The organism is Bacillus sp. FSL K6-6540, from assembly GCF_038007545.1.
The window spans coordinates 2,549,949-2,570,514 of sequence record NZ_JBBOXH010000001.1 but is presented as its reverse complement, the minus strand read 5'-3'; the positions used below and the strand labels follow the sequence as shown (position 1 = coordinate 2,570,514).

General features: G+C 51.6%; 24 protein-coding genes. All 24 read right to left on the bottom strand.

What is annotated here, in order from left to right:
• Position 1: 1 nt before the first annotated feature.
• The 24 genes from aroB to rpsA all read right to left on the bottom strand — a co-directional run bounded on the left by aroB (position 2) and on the right by rpsA (position 20,525).
• Positions 2 to 1,096: a 3-dehydroquinate synthase gene (gene aroB / locus MHH82_RS11445; RefSeq protein ID WP_251493932.1), complete on the bottom strand. Its 1,095-nt coding sequence runs from the start codon at positions 1,094 to 1,096 to the stop codon at positions 2 to 4.
• A 1-nt stretch (position 1,097) separates the two neighbouring features.
• Complete coding sequence (gene aroC / locus MHH82_RS11440) at positions 1,098 to 2,267, bottom strand: chorismate synthase (protein ID WP_015734532.1); 1,170 nt, start codon at positions 2,265 to 2,267, stop codon at positions 1,098 to 1,100.
• A gap of 168 nt (positions 2,268 to 2,435) precedes the next feature.
• The gene (locus MHH82_RS11435; RefSeq protein WP_015734531.1) at positions 2,436 to 3,239 is read right to left on the bottom strand and encodes a CheR family methyltransferase; all 804 of its coding nucleotides are present in this window, start codon (positions 3,237 to 3,239) and stop codon (positions 2,436 to 2,438) included.
• 42 nt (positions 3,240 to 3,281) lie between these two features.
• Complete coding sequence (gene ndk, locus MHH82_RS11430; RefSeq protein ID WP_009595207.1) at positions 3,282 to 3,725, bottom strand: nucleoside-diphosphate kinase; 444 nt, start codon at positions 3,723 to 3,725, stop codon at positions 3,282 to 3,284.
• A 119-nt stretch (positions 3,726 to 3,844) separates the two neighbouring features.
• Positions 3,845 to 4,819: a polyprenyl synthetase family protein gene (locus MHH82_RS11425; RefSeq protein ID WP_015734529.1), complete on the bottom strand. Its 975-nt coding sequence runs from the start codon at positions 4,817 to 4,819 to the stop codon at positions 3,845 to 3,847.
• Positions 4,820 to 4,978: 159 nt separating this feature from the next.
• Entirely contained in the window at positions 4,979 to 5,581 is a 603-nt protein-coding gene (locus MHH82_RS11420; protein WP_015734528.1) for a UbiX family flavin prenyltransferase, read from the bottom strand.
• A complete protein-coding gene (locus MHH82_RS11415) occupies positions 5,581 to 6,453 on the bottom strand; it encodes a UbiA-like polyprenyltransferase (protein WP_009595147.1) in 873 nt (290 codons plus the stop codon). The genes MHH82_RS11420 and MHH82_RS11415 overlap by 1 nt, the downstream gene beginning before the upstream one ends.
• Positions 6,446 to 7,204 (bottom strand): demethylmenaquinone methyltransferase, encoded by a 759-nt coding sequence (locus MHH82_RS11410; protein ID WP_009595260.1) that lies wholly within the window; start codon positions 7,202 to 7,204, stop codon positions 6,446 to 6,448. Before MHH82_RS11410 ends, MHH82_RS11415 begins: the two co-directional genes overlap by 8 nt.
• 9 nt (positions 7,205 to 7,213) lie before the next feature.
• On the bottom strand, positions 7,214 to 8,074 hold the full coding sequence (locus MHH82_RS11405; protein WP_015734527.1) for a heptaprenyl diphosphate synthase component 1: 861 nt from the start codon (positions 8,072 to 8,074) through the stop codon (positions 7,214 to 7,216).
• A gap of 103 nt (positions 8,075 to 8,177) precedes the next feature.
• Complete coding sequence (locus MHH82_RS11400) at positions 8,178 to 8,729, bottom strand: hypothetical protein (RefSeq protein ID WP_015734526.1); 552 nt, start codon at positions 8,727 to 8,729, stop codon at positions 8,178 to 8,180.
• A gap of 112 nt (positions 8,730 to 8,841) precedes the next feature.
• The gene (locus MHH82_RS11395; protein ID WP_145035546.1) at positions 8,842 to 9,804 is read right to left on the bottom strand and encodes a prenyltransferase; all 963 of its coding nucleotides are present in this window, start codon (positions 9,802 to 9,804) and stop codon (positions 8,842 to 8,844) included.
• A gap of 121 nt (positions 9,805 to 9,925) precedes the next feature.
• Entirely contained in the window at positions 9,926 to 10,504 is a 579-nt protein-coding gene (locus MHH82_RS11390; RefSeq protein ID WP_096773277.1) for a DoxX family membrane protein, read from the bottom strand.
• A gap of 178 nt (positions 10,505 to 10,682) precedes the next feature.
• Positions 10,683 to 10,907, bottom strand: a complete 225-nt coding sequence (mtrB, locus tag MHH82_RS11385; protein WP_009595134.1) for a trp RNA-binding attenuation protein MtrB — start codon at positions 10,905 to 10,907, stop codon at positions 10,683 to 10,685.
• Between the two features lie 85 nt (positions 10,908 to 10,992).
• Complete coding sequence (locus MHH82_RS11380) at positions 10,993 to 11,265, bottom strand: HU family DNA-binding protein (protein WP_006209463.1); 273 nt, start codon at positions 11,263 to 11,265, stop codon at positions 10,993 to 10,995.
• A gap of 259 nt (positions 11,266 to 11,524) precedes the next feature.
• Positions 11,525 to 13,003: a stage IV sporulation protein A gene (gene spoIVA / locus MHH82_RS11375; protein ID WP_009595160.1), complete on the bottom strand. Its 1,479-nt coding sequence runs from the start codon at positions 13,001 to 13,003 to the stop codon at positions 11,525 to 11,527.
• A 605-nt stretch (positions 13,004 to 13,608) separates the two neighbouring features.
• Positions 13,609 to 14,361 carry a hypothetical protein gene (locus MHH82_RS11370; RefSeq protein WP_096773276.1) on the bottom strand — a complete coding sequence of 251 codons (753 nt, stop codon included), beginning with the start codon at positions 14,359 to 14,361 and terminating at the stop codon, positions 13,609 to 13,611.
• 24 nt (positions 14,362 to 14,385) lie between these two features.
• Positions 14,386 to 14,745, bottom strand: coding sequence for a 2Fe-2S iron-sulfur cluster-binding protein (locus MHH82_RS11365; RefSeq protein ID WP_009595225.1), 360 nt, complete (start codon positions 14,743 to 14,745; stop codon positions 14,386 to 14,388).
• Between the two features lie 60 nt (positions 14,746 to 14,805).
• Complete coding sequence (locus MHH82_RS11360) at positions 14,806 to 15,396, bottom strand: hypothetical protein (RefSeq protein ID WP_251493930.1); 591 nt, start codon at positions 15,394 to 15,396, stop codon at positions 14,806 to 14,808.
• 43 nt (positions 15,397 to 15,439) lie between these two features.
• Positions 15,440 to 15,619 (bottom strand): DUF2768 family protein, encoded by a 180-nt coding sequence (locus MHH82_RS11355; protein ID WP_006209457.1) that lies wholly within the window; start codon positions 15,617 to 15,619, stop codon positions 15,440 to 15,442.
• A 144-nt stretch (positions 15,620 to 15,763) separates the two neighbouring features.
• Complete coding sequence (locus tag MHH82_RS11350; RefSeq protein WP_009595189.1) at positions 15,764 to 16,039, bottom strand: stage VI sporulation protein F; 276 nt, start codon at positions 16,037 to 16,039, stop codon at positions 15,764 to 15,766.
• A 63-nt stretch (positions 16,040 to 16,102) separates the two neighbouring features.
• Positions 16,103 to 17,143, bottom strand: a complete 1,041-nt coding sequence (locus MHH82_RS11345) for an NAD(P)H-dependent glycerol-3-phosphate dehydrogenase (RefSeq protein ID WP_015734520.1) — start codon at positions 17,141 to 17,143, stop codon at positions 16,103 to 16,105.
• The gene (gene plsY / locus MHH82_RS11340) at positions 17,136 to 17,762 is read right to left on the bottom strand and encodes a glycerol-3-phosphate 1-O-acyltransferase PlsY (protein WP_015734519.1); all 627 of its coding nucleotides are present in this window, start codon (positions 17,760 to 17,762) and stop codon (positions 17,136 to 17,138) included. The genes MHH82_RS11345 and plsY overlap by 8 nt, the downstream gene beginning before the upstream one ends.
• A gap of 11 nt (positions 17,763 to 17,773) precedes the next feature.
• Positions 17,774 to 19,096 carry a ribosome biogenesis GTPase Der gene (gene der, locus MHH82_RS11335; protein ID WP_009595099.1) on the bottom strand — a complete coding sequence of 441 codons (1,323 nt, stop codon included), beginning with the start codon at positions 19,094 to 19,096 and terminating at the stop codon, positions 17,774 to 17,776.
• A gap of 211 nt (positions 19,097 to 19,307) precedes the next feature.
• Entirely contained in the window at positions 19,308 to 20,525 is a 1,218-nt protein-coding gene (gene rpsA / locus MHH82_RS11330) for a 30S ribosomal protein S1 (RefSeq protein ID WP_015734518.1), read from the bottom strand.
• Between the last annotated feature and the right edge of the window lie 41 nt (positions 20,526 to 20,566).

Sequence of the window (20,566 nt, the reverse complement as noted above, 5' to 3'; positions counted from 1 at the left end):
ACTATCCCTCTCCCTTCAACTGTTCGACCACGGATCGAACAGCTTCTACCGGTACATCCTTAACGATGCTGACGGAACCGATGGATTCCGGTACGATAAATACCATTTGCCCCTCGGCGAACTTCTTATCATGCTGCATGGCATCCATGATGCGATCGACCGAGACGTCATCCGGCAAGGTTACCGGCAGGTTCACGGCCTTCAGCATGCTTACCGTCTCTTTGTGCAGATCCGAAGATCTGCCAAGCTTCTCAGCAAGTCGGGCCGATCCCGCCATGCCGATTGCTATCGCCTCACCGTGCAAGAATCGGCCGTAGCCGCCAACGGCTTCGATGGCATGGCCAATGGTATGCCCCAGATTAAGAATGGCGCGCAAGCCGCCTTCCCGCTCATCCTGGGATACCACGTCCGCCTTGATCGCGCAGCCGCGCTCCAGGCCGTAGATCAAAGCTTCCGGCTCCAGGCTTAGCAGCTTCGAGCCGCTCTCCCGGCACCAATAGGCAAAATCCCGGTCCAGGATCAAGCCATGCTTCACCATTTCCGCAAGGCCTGAAGACACCTCGCGCACCGGCAGCGACATCAGCGTATTCACGTCATAAACCACCATGACGGGCTGATGAAAAGCGCCGATCATATTTTTGGCCAGAGGATGGTTCACCGCCACTTTGCCGCCTACGCTGCTGTCATGGGCAAGGATCGTGGTCGGGATCTGAACAAACGTCACGCCGCGCATGTATGTCGCCGCGACGAATCCGGCCAAATCGCCCACAACGCCTCCGCCCAGCGCGAAGACAGCCGAGCTGCGGTCCAGCTTGCCGTTGATGGCCGTGGTCATAACCTCTTCATAGACCTGTAACGATTTGGAGGACTCGCCGGAAGGGACAATATGGGATATGACCGTGTACCCTTCCGATTTCAGCTGCTCCTCCACTTGCGCCAAATAGTGAGGCGCCACTTGATCATCCGTTACGATCAGATGCGGGCTCTTGCGGGTTATGCCATGCTTCGCGCTCAGCTCGCCGAGGGTATTCAGTATCCCCGCACCGATATAAATCGGATAGGAACGCTCTCCCAGTTCCACATGTAATGTCCTCATATCAGTAGTTCTCCAGCTGTTTCAGGTAGTTTTGGTAATTCGCATGGATTTCCTCCATCGAATCGCCGCCGAACTTCTCAAGGAACGCCTTAGCTACCTCCCAGGTCACAACGTGCTCCATCACGACGCTGGCTGCCGGAACCGCACAGGCATCCGAGCGTTCAACCTGAGCCGTAAAGGCTTCCTTCGTGTCGATATCCACGCTTTGAAGCGGCTTGTACAGCGTCGGAATCGGCTTCATGACGCCGCGCACGACGATCGGCATGCCGTTTGTCATCCCGCCCTCGAATCCGCCCAGGCGGTTGGTCGCACGGTGGTATCCGCGCTCCTCGCTGTACATAATCTCGTCATGCACTTGGGAGCCGCGCAGCTCGCCTGCTTCGAATCCGATGCCTACCTCAACGCCCTTAAAGGCGTTAATCGACATCACGCCCTGCGCGATGCGTCCATCCAGCTTGCGGTCATATTGGACATGGCTGCCCAATCCGACGGGCAATCCTTCGATGATGCATTCCACAATGCCGCCGATGGAGTCGCCTTCTTTTTTAATCTCGTCTATGTAGGCTTCCATCTTCTTCTCGGTCTCTTCGTCCACCACGCGAACCGAAGAAGCTTCCGTACGCTCGATCAGCTCATCGATCGAAAGATTGTGCGGGGGAGCCTCGATTTCGCCGATCCGGATGACCTGGCCAGCCACTTTGACGCCAAACTGCGCCAGGAATTGTCTGGCGATAGCGCCAACGGCAACGCGGACCGTGGTTTCACGGGCACTGGATCGTTCCAGCACGTTACGCAGATCCTTCAGGTTGTACTTCAATCCGCCGTTCAGGTCGGCATGACCCGGTCTTGGACGATGCACCCGTCTCTTCGCCTCGTCATTGCCCTCAATCGGCTCTACGTTCATAATGTTCTGCCAATGCTTCCAATCGTTATTCTGGACGACCAGCGCGAGCGGCGCACCGGTTGTATAGCCGTGGCGCACACCGCCAAGGATTTGCGCGGTATCCTTCTCGATCTGCATGCGGCGTCCCCGGCCGTACCCTTTCTGTCTACGATGGAGCTGAAAGTTCAGTGCGTCGAAATCAAGCTCTAAGTTGCTTGGAAGCCCTTCGATTATAGTTGTCAGCTGAGGCCCGTGCGTCTCCCCAGCGGTTAAAAACCGTAAGCTCATGATGCTTTTCCCCCTTTAGGCTTTTAAGCGTTAAACCGCTAAACTCCGCGAACATCTTCTGCTCATTATAGTATAGGTCTAACGCTTTGACAAGAATGTCGACAAACGAGCAAAAGCGCCTCTCATCCTGCGGATTGAAAAGCGCTTTATGCGTTAAGACTGCCGTCTCTATTGAATTTTACGGTAGAAAAAGGTCTCGTTGCTTTCCAGGCCGTACTGCCCCGGATTAAAGATCTGTTCCGTGCTGCCCACAAACAGAAACCCGCCCGGCTTCAGGCTCGCGGCAAATTTCTGATACAGCTTGTGCTTGGCCCCTTCCGTGAAATAAATCATCACGTTCCGGCAGACAATCAGATCATGCCCGGCTTCGAACCGGTCCGTGAGCAGATTCTGCTTGTGGAAGGAGACCTCCTTCTTCAAGTTCTCGCTGAATCGATACAGCGAGCCCTCTTCCTTAAAATAGCGGGCGGCTACTCCGGAAGGGACGTCCTTGAGTGACCTCTCGACATACAGGCCTTCCTTCGCTTTATGTAACGCACCGTCATCAATATCGGTCGCCATGATGCGCGCCCGGCCCAGCATGTTTTGTTCCGCCAGGATCATGGCAAGCGTATAGGGCTCTTCGCCGGTCGAGCAGGCAGCGCTCCAAACCTTCAACACCCCAGGATTCTGCTTGGCCAGCTCCGGCAATATTTTGTCCCGGAGCACTTCCCACCGGTTCGGGTTGCGCCAAAACTCCGAGACGTTAATTGTCATCCGATCCAAAAACTCATGAAAGAGCGGCTTGTCCTTCATCATCGCATCGTAAAAGGCCGAAAAGGTTTCAAACCCCTTCTTCATGCGCAGCGTCGTCAGCCTTCGCTTCATCTGCGCTTCCTTGTAATCGGCCAGGTTGATCCCGGTGCTTCGCTCGATGCTGCGAACAAAGCCGATATAATCGGGATCCTCCAGTACTGGTTCATGTTCCGTCATCGTATCATCCTGTTAATCAGATTATTCCGCTTCCCGCTTCGCTTACAGCCAAGGGGACAGCGTCTTGTTGTACTCAACCAATTCCCGATCATCAAAAAAATTGGCGATCTCGCGCTGCGCGCTTTCAGGCGAATCCGATCCGTGAATCAGATTATGCGGCGTATGAGCTGAAAAATCCCCGCGTATCGTACCTGGCAGCGCATCCTTCACATTCGTTTTGCCGATGACTTGGCGAGACAAAGCGATGATGTCGTCACCTTCCCAAACCATCGCAAACACCGGTCCGGACGTGATGAACCCTACCAGGTTATCGAAAAAATCCTTGCCTTCATGTTCCGCATAATGGCGCTTGGCCAGCTCGTCCGAAATCTGCATAAACTTGCCCGCAACCAGCTTGAATCCTTTATCCTCCAAACGGCCGACGATTCGGCCGATCAGCCCACGCTGCACACCATCGGGTTTAATCATTAAAAAAGTACGTTCCATAGGCCTCATCACGCTTCCCCTCATCCTAGGTAATTGAACAATCGAACCTTCATTCCATGCTCAGGTGATGTTACATGTTTGTACCCGTATTTTAACAGAAAGCAACCTCATGGGTAAGGCTAATATGACCGCTTTGTAATAAAATTTGCAATATCTTTAAGCTGTTTTTTGGTCTTGATGTCAGGCAGCGTATCCAAAGCAGCCAATGCTTTACCTATATACCGATCAGCCAGCGCCTCGGATCTCGATATGCCTTCGCTTGAGGTTACAAGCTTTACGGCGCCCGATACATCGCACTGGCCATTTAGTGCATGAATCCGTTCCAACTCCTGCAGCAGCGGCTCTCTCCGCTGGCTGTCCTCGAGAGCGAAAATGACGGGCAGCGTAATGTTTCCCTGTCTCATATCGCTCCCCGGGGGCTTGCCAATCTGCTTCTCCGTCCCGCACAGATCCAGGAGATCGTCCTGAATCTGAAATGCCATGCCGACATTATATCCGAATCGATACAGGCTGTTGGCCACCTTCCGGTCCGCATCCGCAGCCAACGCGCCGAGCTGGCAGCTGACGGCAATCAGGAGCGACGTCTTGCGGCGAATGCGGAGAAGATATCTTCTGACGTCCTGTTCGGTATTAAAGAAATCACGTATCTGCTCCATTTCGCCAATGGACATCTCAACCATGGCCTTGGCCAGAATCTGATGAATTTCAGGCTGTTTCAGGTGAGTCGTCAACTGGAGCGCCTTGCCATAAATATAATCGCCGGTATACATGGCGATCCGGTTGTCCCACTTGGCCTTCACCGTGGGTTTGCCGCGCCGCGTGTCCGCATCGTCAATCACGTCGTCATGAACGAGGGAAGCGCTGTGGATCAGCTCCAGCGGCACGGCCACATGCTTCAGCTTATCAATGTCATAGTCGCCGAATTTGCCGCCCATCAGGACAAAAACGGGACGGAGGCGCTTGCCGCCTGCTCTAAGCAGATGCAGGGAAGTCTCTGTCAGCTCGGGACTGTCGCCTTCGACGCTGAGGTAGAGCTCCCTCTCGATAACGTCCATATCTTTTTTTAATGTTCCGAATATGTCAAATCGTTTCATCTCTTCACCCGTATGCTTAGATTCTCATTCCATAACTCCGGCGCTACCTTGCGATTTCAGCAGGCCAAGCTCTGATGCGAACTTGAAATATAAGCGTAACCCTTCCTGTTGTCGTTCATCAAATCGCAGCACAGGTTAATGCCTGAACCATTGTTGTTGCTAGTCACCCCATCTGGTGTACAATTCATGTTCGATGCGTAAGCTGTCCAATACCTTGCCGACCAAAAAATGGACGATATCATCAATCGTTTTCGGTCCATGATAGAAGGCTGGCATCGCCGGAATGATTTTGACCCCAAGCTTGGCCAGCGTCAGCATGTTCTCCAGGTGAATGGCATGCAGCGGCGTTTCTCTCGGGACAAGCACCAGAGGACGGCCCTCCTTCATCATGACGTCGGCGGCGCGGCCCATCAGGTTATCGGAAGATCCGTGCGCCACTGAGGATAACGTGCCCATCGAGCATGGCATGATAATCATGCCTTCCACCAGGTAAGAGCCGCTGGCAATCGTAGCTCCGATGTCGGAGATCGGATGGTATATCACGTTCCCCTCGAAACCGCCGAATTTCTCGGCCAGCACTTCCTCGCGGTTGCCCGCCTGAAAGCCCATTTCCTCCTTCAGCACGCGCCAGCCCGCATTAGAGATAATCAATTGCACATCGTAGCCCAGCGAGAGCAGGGTCTCCGTTAGACGAACCCCGTATATGCTGCCGCTGGCCCCCGTAATGCCGACAACCCAGCTCTTTCTGCGCATGGATTTCATCAGATATAACGCACCACCAAATCAATGAGAGTGAATACGAACAGAATGATGCTCAGCGTACTGTTCATGGTAAAGAACGCGGTTTGCAGGCGGCTCATATCATTTGGCGACAAGATGTAGTGCTGATAGAACAAAATTCCGCAAGCGATCACCATGCCCGCCAAATACCACCAGCCCACCGGCGTTACAAAGAAAAGAACGATAAAACCGACAGCCGTAACGACGTGGAACCCGCGAGCGAACCAGAGCGCTTTGTGCAGGCCGAACCGGGAAGGAATCGAGTACAGCCTTTCTTTTGCATCAAACTTCTCGTCTTGGCATGCATAAACGATATCAAATCCGCCCGTCCAAAACGCAAGCGCGATATAAAACACCATCGCCTTCCAGTCGATTTGACCGGTTACCGCAACCCATCCGCCCAGCGGGGCAAGCGCCGTTGTAAGACCGAGCACCAGATGGCAAAGCCATGTGAACCGTTTGGTAAAGGAATAAATGATAAGCATGAAAATAGCGATAGGCAGCAAACGGAAAGCAAACGGGTCCAGCATGTAAGTAGCCCAGAAAAACACGGCGAAAGACAGAATAATAAATATGATGACCTCCAGCGGCTTAAGCAGGCCTGCCGGAATGGCGCGATTAGCCGTACGGGGGTTCTTGGCATCGATATGTTGGTCGGTTAGCCGGTTGAGTCCGAAAGCTGCGCTTCGCGCACCGAACATGGCAAGAAAGATCCAGCCGATATCTCCCCAAGACGGTAATCGGTCAAACACGACGGCCGATCCTAGAATCGCCCCCATAAAAGCGAAAGGCAGAGCAAACAGCGTATGCTCCACTTTAATCATTTCAAGATAAGTTCCTATTTTCTTAAACATCCAGATTCTCCTTGATCCCAATATGTAAGGCTGCTATGCCACCAGTCAAGGGAAAGGCCTGAACCTGTTGAAGTCCGGTCTGACGGAAAGCTTCGGCTAACTCCTCTCGTCCCGGAAACAAAGCCAGCGATTCGGGCAGCCATTTATACTGCTCATAACGCTTGGCTACCAGTTTCCCCATCCGAGGCAGCACTTGTTGGAAATAAAAATAATAAATGCCTTTGAACGGCTGCCAAGTCGGCTTGGACAGTTCGAGACATACCACCATTCCGCCGGGCTTAACCACGCGTTTCATCTCACGCAGAACCTGCATGTAATCCGGCACATTGCGAAGACCGAAACCGATCGTCGCGTAATCGAATTGGTTATCTTCGAACGGCAGGCTCATGGCGTTTCCCTGAACCAGCTCGATCTGTGGTTCGAGTCCATGCTTGGCAACCTTCTCCCGGCCGACGTTCAGCATCCCCTCACTGAAGTCGAGTCCGACTATGTGTCCGGATTCACTTGCCTGGGCCATGCTAATCGTCCAGTCGCAAGTTCCGCAGCATAGGTCGATGGCCGTATCGCCATGGCGCATGTTCATCTTTTTCATCGTATACTTGCGCCAAGCTTTATGTCTTCGAAAGCTGAGAATGTCGTTCATCAGGTCGTATTTGCCCGATATGCTTTCGAAGACGGAATGGACGTACTGCTCTTTCGGATTTTTGCCGTCATGCTTGATTGCGTCTAACTTGGTTGTTTGATTATCCACTGCATCCCCCTACCCTTCACTTACGACGGACCGATATGTGCTGAGCCGTTTCAGAAACGGGTCCAGTACACCGGCGTACGGGCTCTCGCCCACGCGGCCTCCCAGCAGCTGCTGTACGGCGCTGACGGATTCCCGGAGCTTGTCCAGCAGCTTCTCCGAAGCCTTATGCTTCAGAATCAGCTTCCGCCAATCCTTCATATCCGTTTTTCTGCCCACCAGCATTTTCCGTTCCTCGTCGCTTCCCGACTCGATCAGATGCCAGTACGCGTAGCCGCATCTGCCGATGTCAGGCGTCGCACAGCGTTCCATCTCCTGTACAAGCGTTTCACATTCCGTAATTTCCTTGAGCAGCTTCTCCCATGTTTCTTGCACGGACACCTCAAGCAGCGGAGTAAAAGAAAGAAACAGCTGCATATTCAGCTGTACCGTTAGCTGTAGATATTCTTCAGAAGGCAGCAGGTTTTTTTTCATTTTGCCGTATAATCTCATCTTCATCACGTTCACTTCGCTAACCGCTTTGCTCAGAAGCGAGATGACGGCAATTTCGCCCTTCAGGGCCAGGAGCTGATAAAAACGGCTGCTGAAGTAATCCCCTGCGAGCACTTTCAGCTGCCGGGAGCGCATCATTGCCTCTCCTTGATTGCCTTCCGTAACGTCGATGCTTTCATGCGTATCGAGTCCCACCTGAACCAGTGAGGTAACCAGCGCGTATAATTCTTCGTGTCCGGCAATATTCCGTCCCGAATCCATTAAAAATATGTATAACAAATGAACACGGGCATCCGGAAAACCCGGAAGTTCCGTGTGGTTCTGAATCATATCATAGTTTATATATTTCTCTGCCAGTTCTGGTACGCGATACGGTTTCATTCTCAGCCTCCGTGCACTTGATGTTCTTTTGTCCAATTGAGCCCACAATCCAATCTATTATAACACATGTTCAGGGCACGTACATGCCCTGTCATCTACTATTTTACCCCTTTCCAGGGCCGCTGAACTGCTTTGGCCAAAGATTCGTAAAGGTCAGGTTCAGCGCAGCAGCGACGGAAGGCGGCACATCCTCGTTCTCCAGCTGGGTTAGGACTTCCGCATAGCGTGAATCCCATGCCTCCCTGTTCATATTCGAGGCCAGCAGCATATACCGTTTTCCTCCCCAGCGATCGATGGCAACCACCCTGAGATACAGCTGCCTCACATTATCCGTGCCATCGAACGAATAGGACATAATGCTGGCGATGTCCTCATAAACCTCGGAGGCCGTCTCCGTGGCATCGCTCAATTTGATATCCAGCGTCAAAGCGCCTTCTTCATAGTCCGCCCGGCTTATCTGCAGATTCAGAGGTAGACTCATCAGGGAATCCACTAAGCCGGCATCGCTTAATTCGCGGCTGTGATAAGGCACCGCCGCGGGTACAGCGCCGACCTTATAACGAGCTTGCGATTGGAGCCCCATCAACAGGCCAAGCAGGATGAATGCAATCGCCGCAGGCAAGAGTACCGCTTGTACGGATTGCCAATGCTTCATGACCGAAACCTCCTCTGTTCCTAGTTTCTTCCGCTCCTCTGAAGTCCATACCTCATTGTATAAAGAAAAAAAGCAGGCTATGCCTGCTTCTGGTAAAACGAACGGGATTCGGTTAGAAAAACGAAAGCGAGGTTAATGTCACGGCCACAGCCAGTGCCGCGATCCTGGCCAAATTCATGACCACGAAATTTTGCACCGCGATCACGAAGGTTTTCTCTTTGGATGGATGTGCGGTAAATGCGGCTCCTTTTTTATATACCGGGACAATGGTGACGAACACCAGCAGAACCAGCACAGGGTGCACCTTCATCAGAAGAAGAGCTGCCAAGTCCAGATAAGCAAGGCAGTACAGAACCCGGAAAAGTCTAAGCGAATGCTTGAAGCCGATATATACCGGGAGCGTATACCGTCTGTTCTCCAAATCCTCATCCATGTCGCAGATGTTATTGGCCAACATGATGTTGGCAATCCCGAGAATGGCCGGCAATGATACGACCAGCAGCAGCAGCACCTCGGGCAGGTTCACCTGAAGGGAGAGGACGCTCCCTTGAATATCCATAACCGCCAGATGACTGCCTTCTGCATGGATCCAAGCCGAGATGAAGATGATGACAAACCCCATGAACAATCCGGAGAACAGCTCGCCTAGCGGCATCCGCGAAATCGGAATCGGTCCGAACGAATATAATATCCCTACGGCGAAGGACATTCCGCCAAGCAGCAGAATTAACCAGCCCGTGGACAGGAACAGCGCTATGCCGGATCCGACGGCCGTCAGCAGCAGCAGAGCGATGACGGACACAACCGCCGGCTCTTTCAGGTTATAACGTACGATGGCATTATGCTGCTCGTAACCGAAGCCGTTCTTTTTAATCGCTTTTTTGTAATCGTAATAATTATTGATCGCCGTTGTTGCCATATCAAACGACAGCAATGATGCGAGCATCAGGGCAAAATGATACCCATTGAACTGCTGAAAACGAAACAGCGCATACAAGGTTCCGAACAGGAACGGGATCATGCTGGCAACCTTCGTCTGAATTTCCACCAGTTTCAAAAAAGCACGGATTCCCATGACCATCATCCTTTATCCATATTGATCTGATTTCAGATTAAAGGATTTCATGGCCGCGGTCTGTTCGAATTGTACTTGACAAACGCGTGATGAAAGTGACGAATGTTACTTTTGGGCAGGATCAAACTTGTTCCGGAATATCCTTATCCTTGCGCTTGCGGCTCCAAGGCGTACCCAGCAGCGGCAGGGCCCAGCGGTCCAAGCCGTACCAGCCCGCGACTTTCCAGGCCAGCACCAGCCATGTCGCCAATATAAACAACAACGGATTGGAGCTTACCGTGCCCGCGAATAAAAAGCTGGCATTCATTAACCCGCCGAAAAACGCGGCAATACCGGTCAGCAGACCCAAAATCAGCCCGAGTCCTACCAGTACCTCGCCGAAGGCCACCATATAGGCAAACAGCTTGGCATTGGGAAGCACAAACCCCTCTAGGAAAGAAGCATACCATCCGGTGACGTCCTTTCCTTCTTCCGCCTTTGCCAGCGCGCCGCCGACAAAGCCCTTAATGGCCGCTCCGGCTTCGCTTCCCGTCCAGGCTTCGGCCGTCAGCTTTTTCAAGCCCGACGTTAACCACGCGTAACCGAGATAGAGCCTAACCAGCAGCCATATCCACGCCGAGCGCGTACTGTTGAACAAAAACATGGATACCGGATTTTCAGGGACCACAATATACTGTCCGTCTCTGTATTGTTTCGCCATGATTTCTGCAATCATCCTTTCGCATTTTTATTCATTCCATTCCCGCTAGTATATCCATTGTTCGATAAAGCGGCAAGTGCCTTTAACAATTTGTTAACACACATCCCGCGCGAATAAACTCGGAATACAAAAAAAGCCCCACCAAAATGGCGGGGCTTTTTCTATATGTTGATTTTCCTCAGATGCCGGATTCGATCTTCCCGTGCTTGGTCATGATCTCGGCTTTGCCGCGTATTTTCACCGCGGACGTATGATCCGTGAACTGGGCGATGATGACTTCGCCTTTGTCCAGCTTCTCGGTATGATGAAAGCGGGTATCCTGACCGCGGGTAAGACCGATTACCTGCACGCCATGGTCCAGCGCTTTGACAATAAAATAATCGCCGTTCTGAACGTTCTCCATTTTCCAGGCCTCCTCGCCGTAAGCCTAAAAGAAAAGGCCGTGAACGAATTCACGACCTGTGCTCTTAGGTAATATGTAGAAATCTTTATTTGATTCCGTCTTTGAGCGCTTTACCAGGTTTAAATGCAGGAATTTTGCTCGCAGGGATTTCGATTTCTTCACCTGTTTGCGGGTTGCGGCCTTTCCGTGCGGAACGCTCGCGAACCTCGAAGTTGCCAAAACCGACTAGTTGTACCTTGTCTCCACTTTGCAATGCTTCGGAGATTGCATCGAAAACGGCATCAACCGCTTTAGTTGCATCTTTCTTGGAAAGCTCAGTAGATTCAGCTACTTGTGTAATCAGATCCGATTTATTCATTCTTTCACCTCCCTAACAAGGAATGTGCTCCACTTGCTATTCACTGTTTCCGTTTTACCGCAAATTATACGTGCAATCGGGTATTTTACCCCTATCTCGCGTTTAGAATGCATGACGCGGAACAAATTTATAGTAATACAGCCATCTCATAATTTCAAGCGTTTTGCTTTGCTGGGCCAAAGAAAACATGAAAAACAGCCGCTAATCGGGACTTTTGACCCGTTAGCGACTGCATTTTCAACTCCTTTTCGGCGCCCACTTAAAGAATGATTGCGATCAAACCGCCGGAGCCTTCGTTAATGATGCGACCCAAGGTTTCCTGCAATTTGTATCTGGCATTGTCTGGCATCATCGCGATTTTTCCTTGGATTCCTTCACGGACGATCGAGTGCAGCGAGCGTCCGAATATGTCGGATTCCCAAATTTTGATCGGATCGTTCTCGAAGTCCTGCATCAGGTAGCGCACAAGCTCCTCGCTCTGCTTCTCCGTGCCGATGATCGGCGAGAACTCGGATTCCACGTCCACCCGAATCATATGAATGGATGGCGCGGTCGCTTTCAATCTTACCCCGAAGCGGGTGCCTTGACGGATGAGCTCAGGCTCATCAAGCGCCATCTCGGCCAGGGAAGGAGCGGCGATGCCGTACCCCGTCGTTTTGACCATCTCAAGCGCTTCGGCGAAGCGGTCGTATTCCCGTTTGGCATGGGAGAACTCCTGCATCAGCTGCAGCAGATGATCCTTGCCTCGGATCTCGACACCCACGACCTCCATCAAGATCCGGTCATACAGTTCGTCAGGCGCGAAGAGGTCGATCTCGGCAACGCCCTGACCCATATTCATGCCACTGAGTCCGGCGTGGTTGATGAAATCATATTCCATGAACTGGCTAACCACACGATCCACGTCACGCAGACGGCGGATATCTTTCACGGTATCTCTCACCGAGTTTTCATAGTTGCTGCGGAGCCAGTGGTTCTCGTTAAGCACCATAACCCAGCTAGGCAGATTGACATTCACTTCATGCACCGGGAACTCATACAATACCTCACGAAGCACACCGGTCACGTCATCATCGGTCATGGTAGCCGCACTCAGCGTCATGACCGGAATATCGTATTTCTCTGCCAGCTCATTGCGCAGCTGAAGGGCTTCTTCGCTGCGGGGACGCGTCGAGTTAATGACAACAACAAACGGCTTGCCGACTTCCTTCAGTTCCTCGATGACGCGCTCCTCGGCCTCAACATAAGAGCTTCGCGGGATCTCCGCAATGCTTCCGTCCGTCGTGACAACGACGCCAAGCGTGGAGTGCTCCTGAATGACTTTGCGGGTTCCGATTTCGGCCGCTTCCTGGAACGGAATCGGCTCTTCGAACCATGGCGTCGAGATCATTCTCGGGCCATTCTCGTCCTCGTAACCCTTGGCGCCTTCAACGGCATAACCAACACAATCGACCAATCTTACGTTGACCTCAAGGCCATCCGTAACCTTGATTTGTACCGCGTTGTTCGGCACGAATTTCGGCTCGGTCGTCATGATCGTTTTCCCTGCAGCACTTTGAGGCAGCTCATCGACAGCTCTTACTCGATCCGCCTCGTTCGTAATGTTCGGGAGAACAACCGTCTCCATAAACCGCTTGATGAACGTTGATTTTCCCGTACGGACGGCACCGACAACACCTAAGTAAATGTCCCCTCCGGTCCGTTCGGCAATGTCCTTAAAAATGTCCACTTTTTCCAAAAGAGATCCCCTCCTCAAATTACTCCGAAGGAAAAATGCTTTAAGAGCATCCGCTTCGTGTTCCACTCATAGCCAAAGCCATTGCAACAGATGAGCAGCCTTTACAATGTCGCCAGCATCCCGCCGCCGGTATTCCATGAGTTTGGATGGAAACGGCAAAGCGGCGTAACTCGTACATGCATTTGGACTAGTAACATCATATGTACCGGGTTCAAAAATATGACGGTTGCCCCTTAAAGTCCGTCCAGTTTTTTTTAAGATATCGAATATGCCTGCAACTGCCAGACACGCAATCGAATACCGTAAGAAAAACCACCACTCGGGGCACGGTCTGTCTTCGCGCTGTCACGCCTTTCAGACGCTTTCTAGTGCCTCATGATGTGGGCAACCGGCTCTTGCCCGCACTACTCTTTCAGATTATGAATATGCGCAGGCTTTACTAGATATTCCAAAGAGATTCAGCCCTATTCGAAAAAACGATCCAAGAAGAGACTCGAGGATAAAAAAGTAGACCCGCCTTATGGCTGCCGTACCTCATTCTTCAGGCAGAAACCGGCAACCAGGCGGGACTAAAAAAATACCCGCCGATATCGGCGGGTACGGGTTTAGGATAGGGGCTGAGCCACAGGCTGCCCGTCCTTCCATGCATAGGGTACGGATTTAACGGGTACATAATAGGATTCTTTCTCCAGAAACACCCGTAAATCCTCTCCTTCTTTGGGCTCGGAGCCGTTTTTCTGGATAGCCTGCATAATATCAAAGGCATAATCGGCGTACACCGTGCCCTCTTCATCCATCATAAAAGGCATTTCCTGGCCCGAGTATACACTCATTAACTTAAGGGATTTGGCCTCGGTTTTCGACAAATCCACCGCCGTATAACCCGGGTAGAGGGCTTCCCCTGCCGGAAGGGCGTTGTCATTCGCCATTTTGTACAGATTCACGGCTCGCTGAACGTCATTCACCTTCTGAGCCGTTGTTAAGTCCATAACTTTCACGGTCGGTTCGGTTTCCTCATTAATAATGAGGAAATAACCGCTGCCGCCTTTCTCGAAAGCCGTATCCGGAATTTGATCGATATATCCTCGGCCCTTCAGCTGATCCAAATCGACCCGGTATTTCTCATACTTCGGAATTTCCGCGCCTGCCGTAATGATCGGCAGAATTCCTTGCTCTTGATAAAAATCGTCCACGGCCGACTGAATCCGTTTGACACTTTCCCTATAGGAAACCTTGTTCTCCTGCAGCTTCTCGTCAGGATATAGACAACCTGTCAGCAACATTGGAAACAGCACCAGGACTAAGACGGCAGACATCCGCTTCGTACGGCCAGCCGCTTGGGTCATCCAAGTGTTCATACTCAACTAACATCATCCTTCGTTTTAAATAAAGTCATCGGACTCCCGGTTCCTCGCTGCCTCCAGCTGCTTGCGTATCGCGGCTTTAAGGGGATCCTCGGGGATTATCACCTTCAAATGGCTCGTAATCCTCGTCTGGCAGGATAACCGGTAGCCTTGTTCCATCATCGACGTTCCCAGCTTCCTGATTTCCTTGGTCTCAGGAGCAGAGCAATGTCCGCGTTCCTCATCCGGTACCAGGATCTTGCACATCAGACAGCCTGCTTTGCCTCCGCAACGGGTCGGAATGCGTACACCGGCACGACGCGAGGCATCCAGCACATTCGTGTTCGGACGAACCTTGACCTTCTTCTGATCCGGCAGAAATAATACCTCGTACTCCAACGGTAAACCGCTCCTTTTCTTATGTACCCGCTCTTCCATGCTGCCGGTTCGATTACCATGCTATGGCTGTAGTCCGATTAATCGCTTCAATACCATCCGATGTTCCTCGCTCAACCGATTTCGGCTTAACAACCGCTGAAGCAGCGGCAAATATTGGTTCATATCCCTCAACATCGTCTCCGCAATGGCATCGTAACGATCCGGTCTGTCTCGAAGCACATTAAACACCAGTTCATGGGATAACGGCATCAGCCGTACCGTGACGTCCCGTATGTGACGCGCTGGCGCTGCAGGATAGAGCAATTGATCGATTTCAACGCGATAGGAGGAACCCTCCGAATTCACTTCAAATCCGCCTACAAGTTCAATCGGGACTTTCTCTAATTCATAGTGGCTCAGAATGGAAGAATATATCCCTTCCTGATCCAGCCGGGGAGCGTCTACTGCCAGAAGGGCCAGCGTCTCATGCAGCGGCTGAATCCCCCCTGCATCGGCGTAAATATCGATATCCCTCGGCGGCTTGCCTAATTCTACGCCCTGAAGGAGCAAGCAGCAGCTTCCACCCAGCAGCCAAGCGACAGGCGCCTGATTCAGTTTGTGAATGGCGGTAGCTAACGCCTTCTCCAATTCCGGCAGATCATTCAGCGTCATGCTGCACCCCTTTACCGTATCATCCCGGAAGCGGCTTCCCATATTAAATGATGGAAGCCAGTCCGATAATAAAACCGAAAATCATCATCATAAAGGCCACAAATGATAGCGTGCCGCGCAGAAAACCTTTGGTCTTGCTTCGCGCAAGCGTAACCACGATGACGGACAGCGCCATAATCAATAATGCGACAAGGGACAGCCACATCTTTTGCATCGGATCCATGTCACGAAACTCTCCAATCTCTCTTCAAATTATTCAACCTATTATATCACGAAAATGATAGTGCCTCACCCTGAGTATGGCGAAAAAAAGAACAAAAGCCGCATTCCCGCAAAGGATGCGTCTTTTGTTCATGATCAGCATATCTTATTTGTTCATCATCATTTTCATCAAGGCTTCCATATTGCTCGGATTCATGCCGCTCTTCTTCACCGCTCCGACAATTTCCTGAATCGTGTCCTCGCTGACAGGTATGTTCGCCATAGCAGATACCTGCTTGATCAGCTGGCGGAGCTGGGCTTCATTTTGCATAGTAGACGGCTTAACCGTGCTAGCCAGCTTATTGACAGCCCCTGAAGAAATTTTCTTACCGCTTTTCTTGTTAATCGCATTCAGTACATCCTTGTGAAAGCTTTTGCTCATTTCCACCCCTCCTCCGACATCCTCACATCAATATATGAGTCAATCCTCGGAATGGTGAATAAGCTAGGTGTGCCATTGCTCCCAAGTCTCGAGCGGCATCATTTCCATCTCGGTCTTGGGGTCCCGGCCCATTAAGGCTTCCACGGCCACGCGGGGATTCCGGTCTTTAAACAACACATGGTACAGCTGGTCGGCAATCGGCATCTGCACCCCGTATTTCTCGGAAATGGCATGCGCGGCTTTGGTCGTGCGTATTCCTTCCACCACCATCCCCATGGATGCGAGAACCTCATCAAGCTTCTTGCCCTGCCCAAGCATCGATCCTGCACGCCAGTTCCGGCTGTGCTGGCTCGTAGCGGTAACCACGAGGTCGCCGATCCCGGCAAGCCCGGCAAACGTCAGCGGATTCGCGCCCATCTCCATGCCGATTCGCAAAATTTCTGCCAATCCCCTCGTAATAAGCGCCGCCTTGGCGTTGTCGCCGAAGCCCAATCCGTCGGACATGCCGGCGCCCAAAGCGATAATATTCTTCAGCGCTCCGGCCAATTCCACGCCGATCATATCCCGGTTCGTGTACACTCTGAAATACGTGTTCATAAACAGATCCTGGGCGGCGGCGGCGGCCTTGGCGTCCAAGGATGCCACAACGACCGTTGTAGGGCAGCGTCTCACCACTTCCTCCGCATGGCTGGGTCCTGATAGTACGACTACGCGACCTTCCTCGCAGCCCAGCTCTTCGGATATGACGGTTGACATCCGCTTCAGGGATTCAATCTCGAATCCTTTGGTTGCGTGAATCACCAGCATATCTTCGCTCCAATACTGCTTTAGCTGGCCCGAAACCTCCCGCATAGCGGACGACGGTGCAACGATAACCACAGCAGCAGCCGAAGAGACCGCCTCTTCCATATCGGTCGTGGCGCGAATGTTCGAAGATAACTCCACACCGGGCAAATAACGGTTGTTGGTATGCAGTTCGTTAATTTCACGGGTCTGTTCCTCCGTTCTCGTCCAGACGACAACATCCAGATCATTCGAAGCGAGAACACTTGCCAAAGCGGTTCCCCAACTGCCTGCCACCAGAACAGCGACTTTGTCAGACAACGCGCTTCCCTCCTTTGTCCTTTCCTTTTCCGGAACCAAGCTTGTTTTCACGTCCCTGTACAAGCTTCACGATGTTCGAGCGATGACGCCAGAAGGCGAATACGCATATGATCAAGCTTGTCCAAAAGATCGGCCAGGAATAATCCGCGATCAAGAGGAAAACAGGGGTAAGCACTACAAAAATAAGGGAACCCAAAGATACATAACGGGTAAAAACAATGGATAGAATGGCGATAACGCCTGCTATAAGCGCTGGAATGAAGCAGAGCGTAGCAAGCACCCCAATGGCGGTTGCAATTCCTTTGCCGCCTCGAAAGCGGAAGTAAAGAGGCCAATTATGACCGATGATGGCGGCAATGCCGCATAATCCCGGCAGCCACGCATTGTCTCCCCCGAGCCATCGTCCGATCCAAACCGCAGCGATGCCCTTAATTACATCCAAAGCCAATACCAGAATGGCAGGTCCTTTTCCCAGGACGCGAAGGGTATTGGTTGCCCCGGCGTTCCCGCTGCCATGCTGACGAATGTCGATCCCTTTCAGGATTTTGGCAAGCAGTACGCTAAAGCTTACCGAACCAAGTAAATAACAAACTACAATCGCTACGATCTCCAGAATCAAGCTATTCTCCCCTAACTCTCATCAGACTTTCTTCGAGTAAATATCCTGATGGGTGTACCTTCAAAGTCAAAAGCGGCCCGAATCTTGTTCTCAAGGTAACGCTCATATGAGAAGTGCATCAATTCCGGATCGTTGACGAATACGACCATGGTCGGCGGCTTGACCGCCACCTGTGTTGAATAGTTAATGCGCAATCTTCTTCCCTTATCCGTTGGAGGCGGGTTGATCGCAATCGCATCGGATATGACATCGTTTAGCAAATGCGTCTGCACGCGAAGGGAATGCTGATCGGCCACATGTTTAACGACAGGGAGCAGCTTCTGTAGCCGCTGCTTCGTCTTGGCCGACAAGAATACAACCGGCGCATAGGTCATGAACAGGAAATGGTCCCGGATCTTTTTCTCGAACTGCTGCATCGTCTTGTCGTCTTTTTCGACCATATCCCATTTGTTGACGACAAATAAAGACGCTTTACCGGCCTCATAGGCATAACCGGCGATATGCTTGTCCTGCTCGATAATGCCTTCTTCCCCGTTGATGAGCACGAGAACGACATCCGCCCGCTCGATGGCCCGCATGGCCCGCATGACGCTGTATTTCTCGGTGGTTTCATACACTTTTCCGCGTTTGCGCATGCCCGCCGTATCGATGAGGACGTACCGCTGCCCGTCTTTCTCGAATGGCGTATCGATCGCATCGCGGGTCGTGCCCGCAACGTCACTGACAATGACGCGCTCTTCTCCCAGAATGGCATTGACGAGAGAAGATTTGCCCACATTCGGTCTGCCGATCAAGGCGACACGAATAACATCCTCGTCATATTCGTCGTCTTCCAGTTCCGGCAGGTTCTCGACGACAACGTCCAAGAGATCGCCGATCCCTGTGCCGTGGCTGCCTGATATCCCGACAGGATCGCCAAATCCGAGGGAATAGAACTCATAGATATCATCAGCGCGCTTCAAATTATCCACTTTGTTTACGCTGAGTATGACAGGTTTACCGGAACGGAACAGAATCTGTGCAACTTCCTCGTCCGATTGGGTAACCCCCGTCTTCGCATCGCACATAAATACGATGACATCCGCTTCTTCAATCGCAAGCTCGGCTTGCATGCGTATGGATTTCAAAATCATGTCATCGCCGTCGATTTCGATACCGCCTGTATCGATGACACTGAACGCTTTACCGTTCCATTCGGCACTGCCGTAAATCCGGTCACGGGTAATCCCCGGTTTATCTTCAACGATGGCTAATCTGTCGCCGATCAATCGGTTAAATATGGTGGATTTACCGACGTTAGGCCTTCCGACGATAGCCACTACGGGTCTTGCCATAGTCACTCCTCCTGTCAATTCTTACGATTATCATCATAGCAAAAAACGTTACAATTGGCTAACCTTTCATCTGCATTTCTATTATGCTCTACCCCATGTTACAACATCCGTAAACGTTCGTCCCCTAAAAAAACAAATGGCGAACCCAGATTTCTGGGTTCGCCGACTTCGTTATGATAGGTCAATAGACCGAACAAAACTGTTCCCGGGCTTACTTGAATTTGCTCAGCTTATCGCCGAAACGCTCGCCAAGCGTAACGCTCATGCCTTGGTTGTTCAAAGAAACGTTCGGGTTGTCTTTCAGGTCGATTTTAGGACCTTTGGACGGTTTTTCAGCTCGCGGAGCTTGAGCTGGCGCTTCTTCGGTTTCTTTGATGCTCAGGCTGATACGCTGCTCGGAAGTGTTGATGTCAAGTACTTTAACCTGAACTTCTTGGCCTTCCTTCAGTACTTCTTGCGGAGTACCGATATGCTTGTGGGAGATTTGGGAGATATGAACCAAACCTTCTACGCCCGGTGCCAATTCAACGAAAGCTCCGAAAGTAACCAGACGTTTTACGACGCCCGTTACGATGTCGCCCGTGTTGAATTGCTCGCCAGCTGTTTCCCAAGGACCCGGAGCAGCCGCTTTGATGCTGAGGCTGATTTTGCCTTTTTCAGGATCCACTTTCAGCACTTTCACGCGCACTTGATCGCCTTCGGACAATACATCGGATGGCTTGTCAACATGGCTCCAAGCGATCTCGGATACGTGAACCAAACCGTCCACGCCGCCAACGTCAACGAATGCGCCGAATTGCGTGAGGCGTTGCACGGTGCCTTCCAGCACTTGTCCGTCTTGAAGCTCGGACATCACTTTTTGTTTGTTCGCTTCGAACTCTTCTTCCAGAACGTCCTTCTGGGAAAGAATCACTTTGTTGTTCTCGCGGTCCAGCTCTTTCACTTTTACGCGAAGCGTGCGGCCTTTGTAATCGCTGAAGTCTTCAACGAAATGACGCTCGACCATGGAAGCAGGAATAAAGCCGCGTGCGCCGACATCGGCTACGAGTCCGCCTTTAACCACGTCGGCCACCGTTACTTCGAATACGTCCTGATCCGCAAAATGCTTCTCAAGCTCATCCCAAGAATTCTCGGTGTCGATCGCGCGCTTGGAAAGAACCAGACTTTCCTTGTCGTCGTTGATGCTAACGACCTTGCACTCTACCTCTTGGCCAACCTGAACCGCATCCGATGCATTATCAAGCTGTACAGAAGACAGTTCGCGAACAGGAATTACGCCGTCATATTTATATCCAATGCTTACGTAAGCTTGGTTGTCCTCCAGTTTGACGATCGTCCCTTTCACGGTGTCCCCTTTTTTCAAGGATACGATTTGGTCCAGCTGCTCTTGGTTTTCAGCAGCCTCTTGATTTCTTGTTTCTTCCGACATGTCAAATAACCTCCTCAATTCAAACCCCATTTATTTAAACT

What these genes read in the sequence shown, in the direction of transcription:
- rpsA (WP_015734518.1), bottom strand. Translation starts at nt 20,525, where the DNA reads ATGTCGGAAGAAACAAGAAATCAAGAGGCTGCTGAAAACCAAGAGCAG.
- MHH82_RS11370 (WP_096773276.1), bottom strand. Translation starts at nt 14,361, where the DNA reads ATGAACACTTGGATGACCCAAGCGGCTGGCCGTACGAAGCGGATGTCT.
- MHH82_RS11425 (WP_015734529.1), bottom strand. Translation starts at nt 4,819, where the DNA reads ATGAAACGATTTGACATATTCGGAACATTAAAAAAAGATATGGACGTT.
- MHH82_RS11415 (WP_009595147.1), bottom strand. Translation starts at nt 6,453, where the DNA reads ATGTTTAAGAAAATAGGAACTTATCTTGAAATGATTAAAGTGGAGCAT.
- MHH82_RS11420 (WP_015734528.1), bottom strand. Translation starts at nt 5,581, where the DNA reads ATGAAATCCATGCGCAGAAAGAGCTGGGTTGTCGGCATTACGGGGGCC.
- MHH82_RS11350 (WP_009595189.1), bottom strand. Translation starts at nt 16,039, where the DNA reads ATGAGCAAAAGCTTTCACAAGGATGTACTGAATGCGATTAACAAGAAA.
- MHH82_RS11355 (WP_006209457.1), bottom strand. Translation starts at nt 15,619, where the DNA reads ATGGATCCGATGCAAAAGATGTGGCTGTCCCTTGTCGCATTATTGATT.
- der (WP_009595099.1), bottom strand. Translation starts at nt 19,096, where the DNA reads ATGGCAAGACCCGTAGTGGCTATCGTCGGAAGGCCTAACGTCGGTAAA.
- MHH82_RS11435 (WP_015734531.1), bottom strand. Translation starts at nt 3,239, where the DNA reads ATGACGGAACATGAACCAGTACTGGAGGATCCCGATTATATCGGCTTT.
- MHH82_RS11380 (WP_006209463.1), bottom strand. Translation starts at nt 11,265, where the DNA reads ATGAATAAATCGGATCTGATTACACAAGTAGCTGAATCTACTGAGCTT.
- MHH82_RS11405 (WP_015734527.1), bottom strand. Translation starts at nt 8,074, where the DNA reads ATGAAACCGTATCGCGTACCAGAACTGGCAGAGAAATATATAAACTAT.
- aroC (WP_015734532.1), bottom strand. Translation starts at nt 2,267, where the DNA reads ATGAGCTTACGGTTTTTAACCGCTGGGGAGACGCACGGGCCTCAGCTG.
- MHH82_RS11400 (WP_015734526.1), bottom strand. Translation starts at nt 8,729, where the DNA reads ATGAAGCATTGGCAATCCGTACAAGCGGTACTCTTGCCTGCGGCGATT.
- MHH82_RS11360 (WP_251493930.1), bottom strand. Translation starts at nt 15,396, where the DNA reads ATGACGCTGAATGATCTGCCGGAATTGGAGAAGGCGTTAGCTACCGCC.
- MHH82_RS11390 (WP_096773277.1), bottom strand. Translation starts at nt 10,504, where the DNA reads ATGGCGAAACAATACAGAGACGGACAGTATATTGTGGTCCCTGAAAAT.
- aroB (WP_251493932.1), bottom strand. Translation starts at nt 1,096, where the DNA reads ATGAGGACATTACATGTGGAACTGGGAGAGCGTTCCTATCCGATTTAT.
- mtrB (WP_009595134.1), bottom strand. Translation starts at nt 10,907, where the DNA reads ATGGAGAACGTTCAGAACGGCGATTATTTTATTGTCAAAGCGCTGGAC.
- MHH82_RS11395 (WP_145035546.1), bottom strand. Translation starts at nt 9,804, where the DNA reads ATGGGAATCCGTGCTTTTTTGAAACTGGTGGAAATTCAGACGAAGGTT.
- ndk (WP_009595207.1), bottom strand. Translation starts at nt 3,725, where the DNA reads ATGGAACGTACTTTTTTAATGATTAAACCCGATGGTGTGCAGCGTGGG.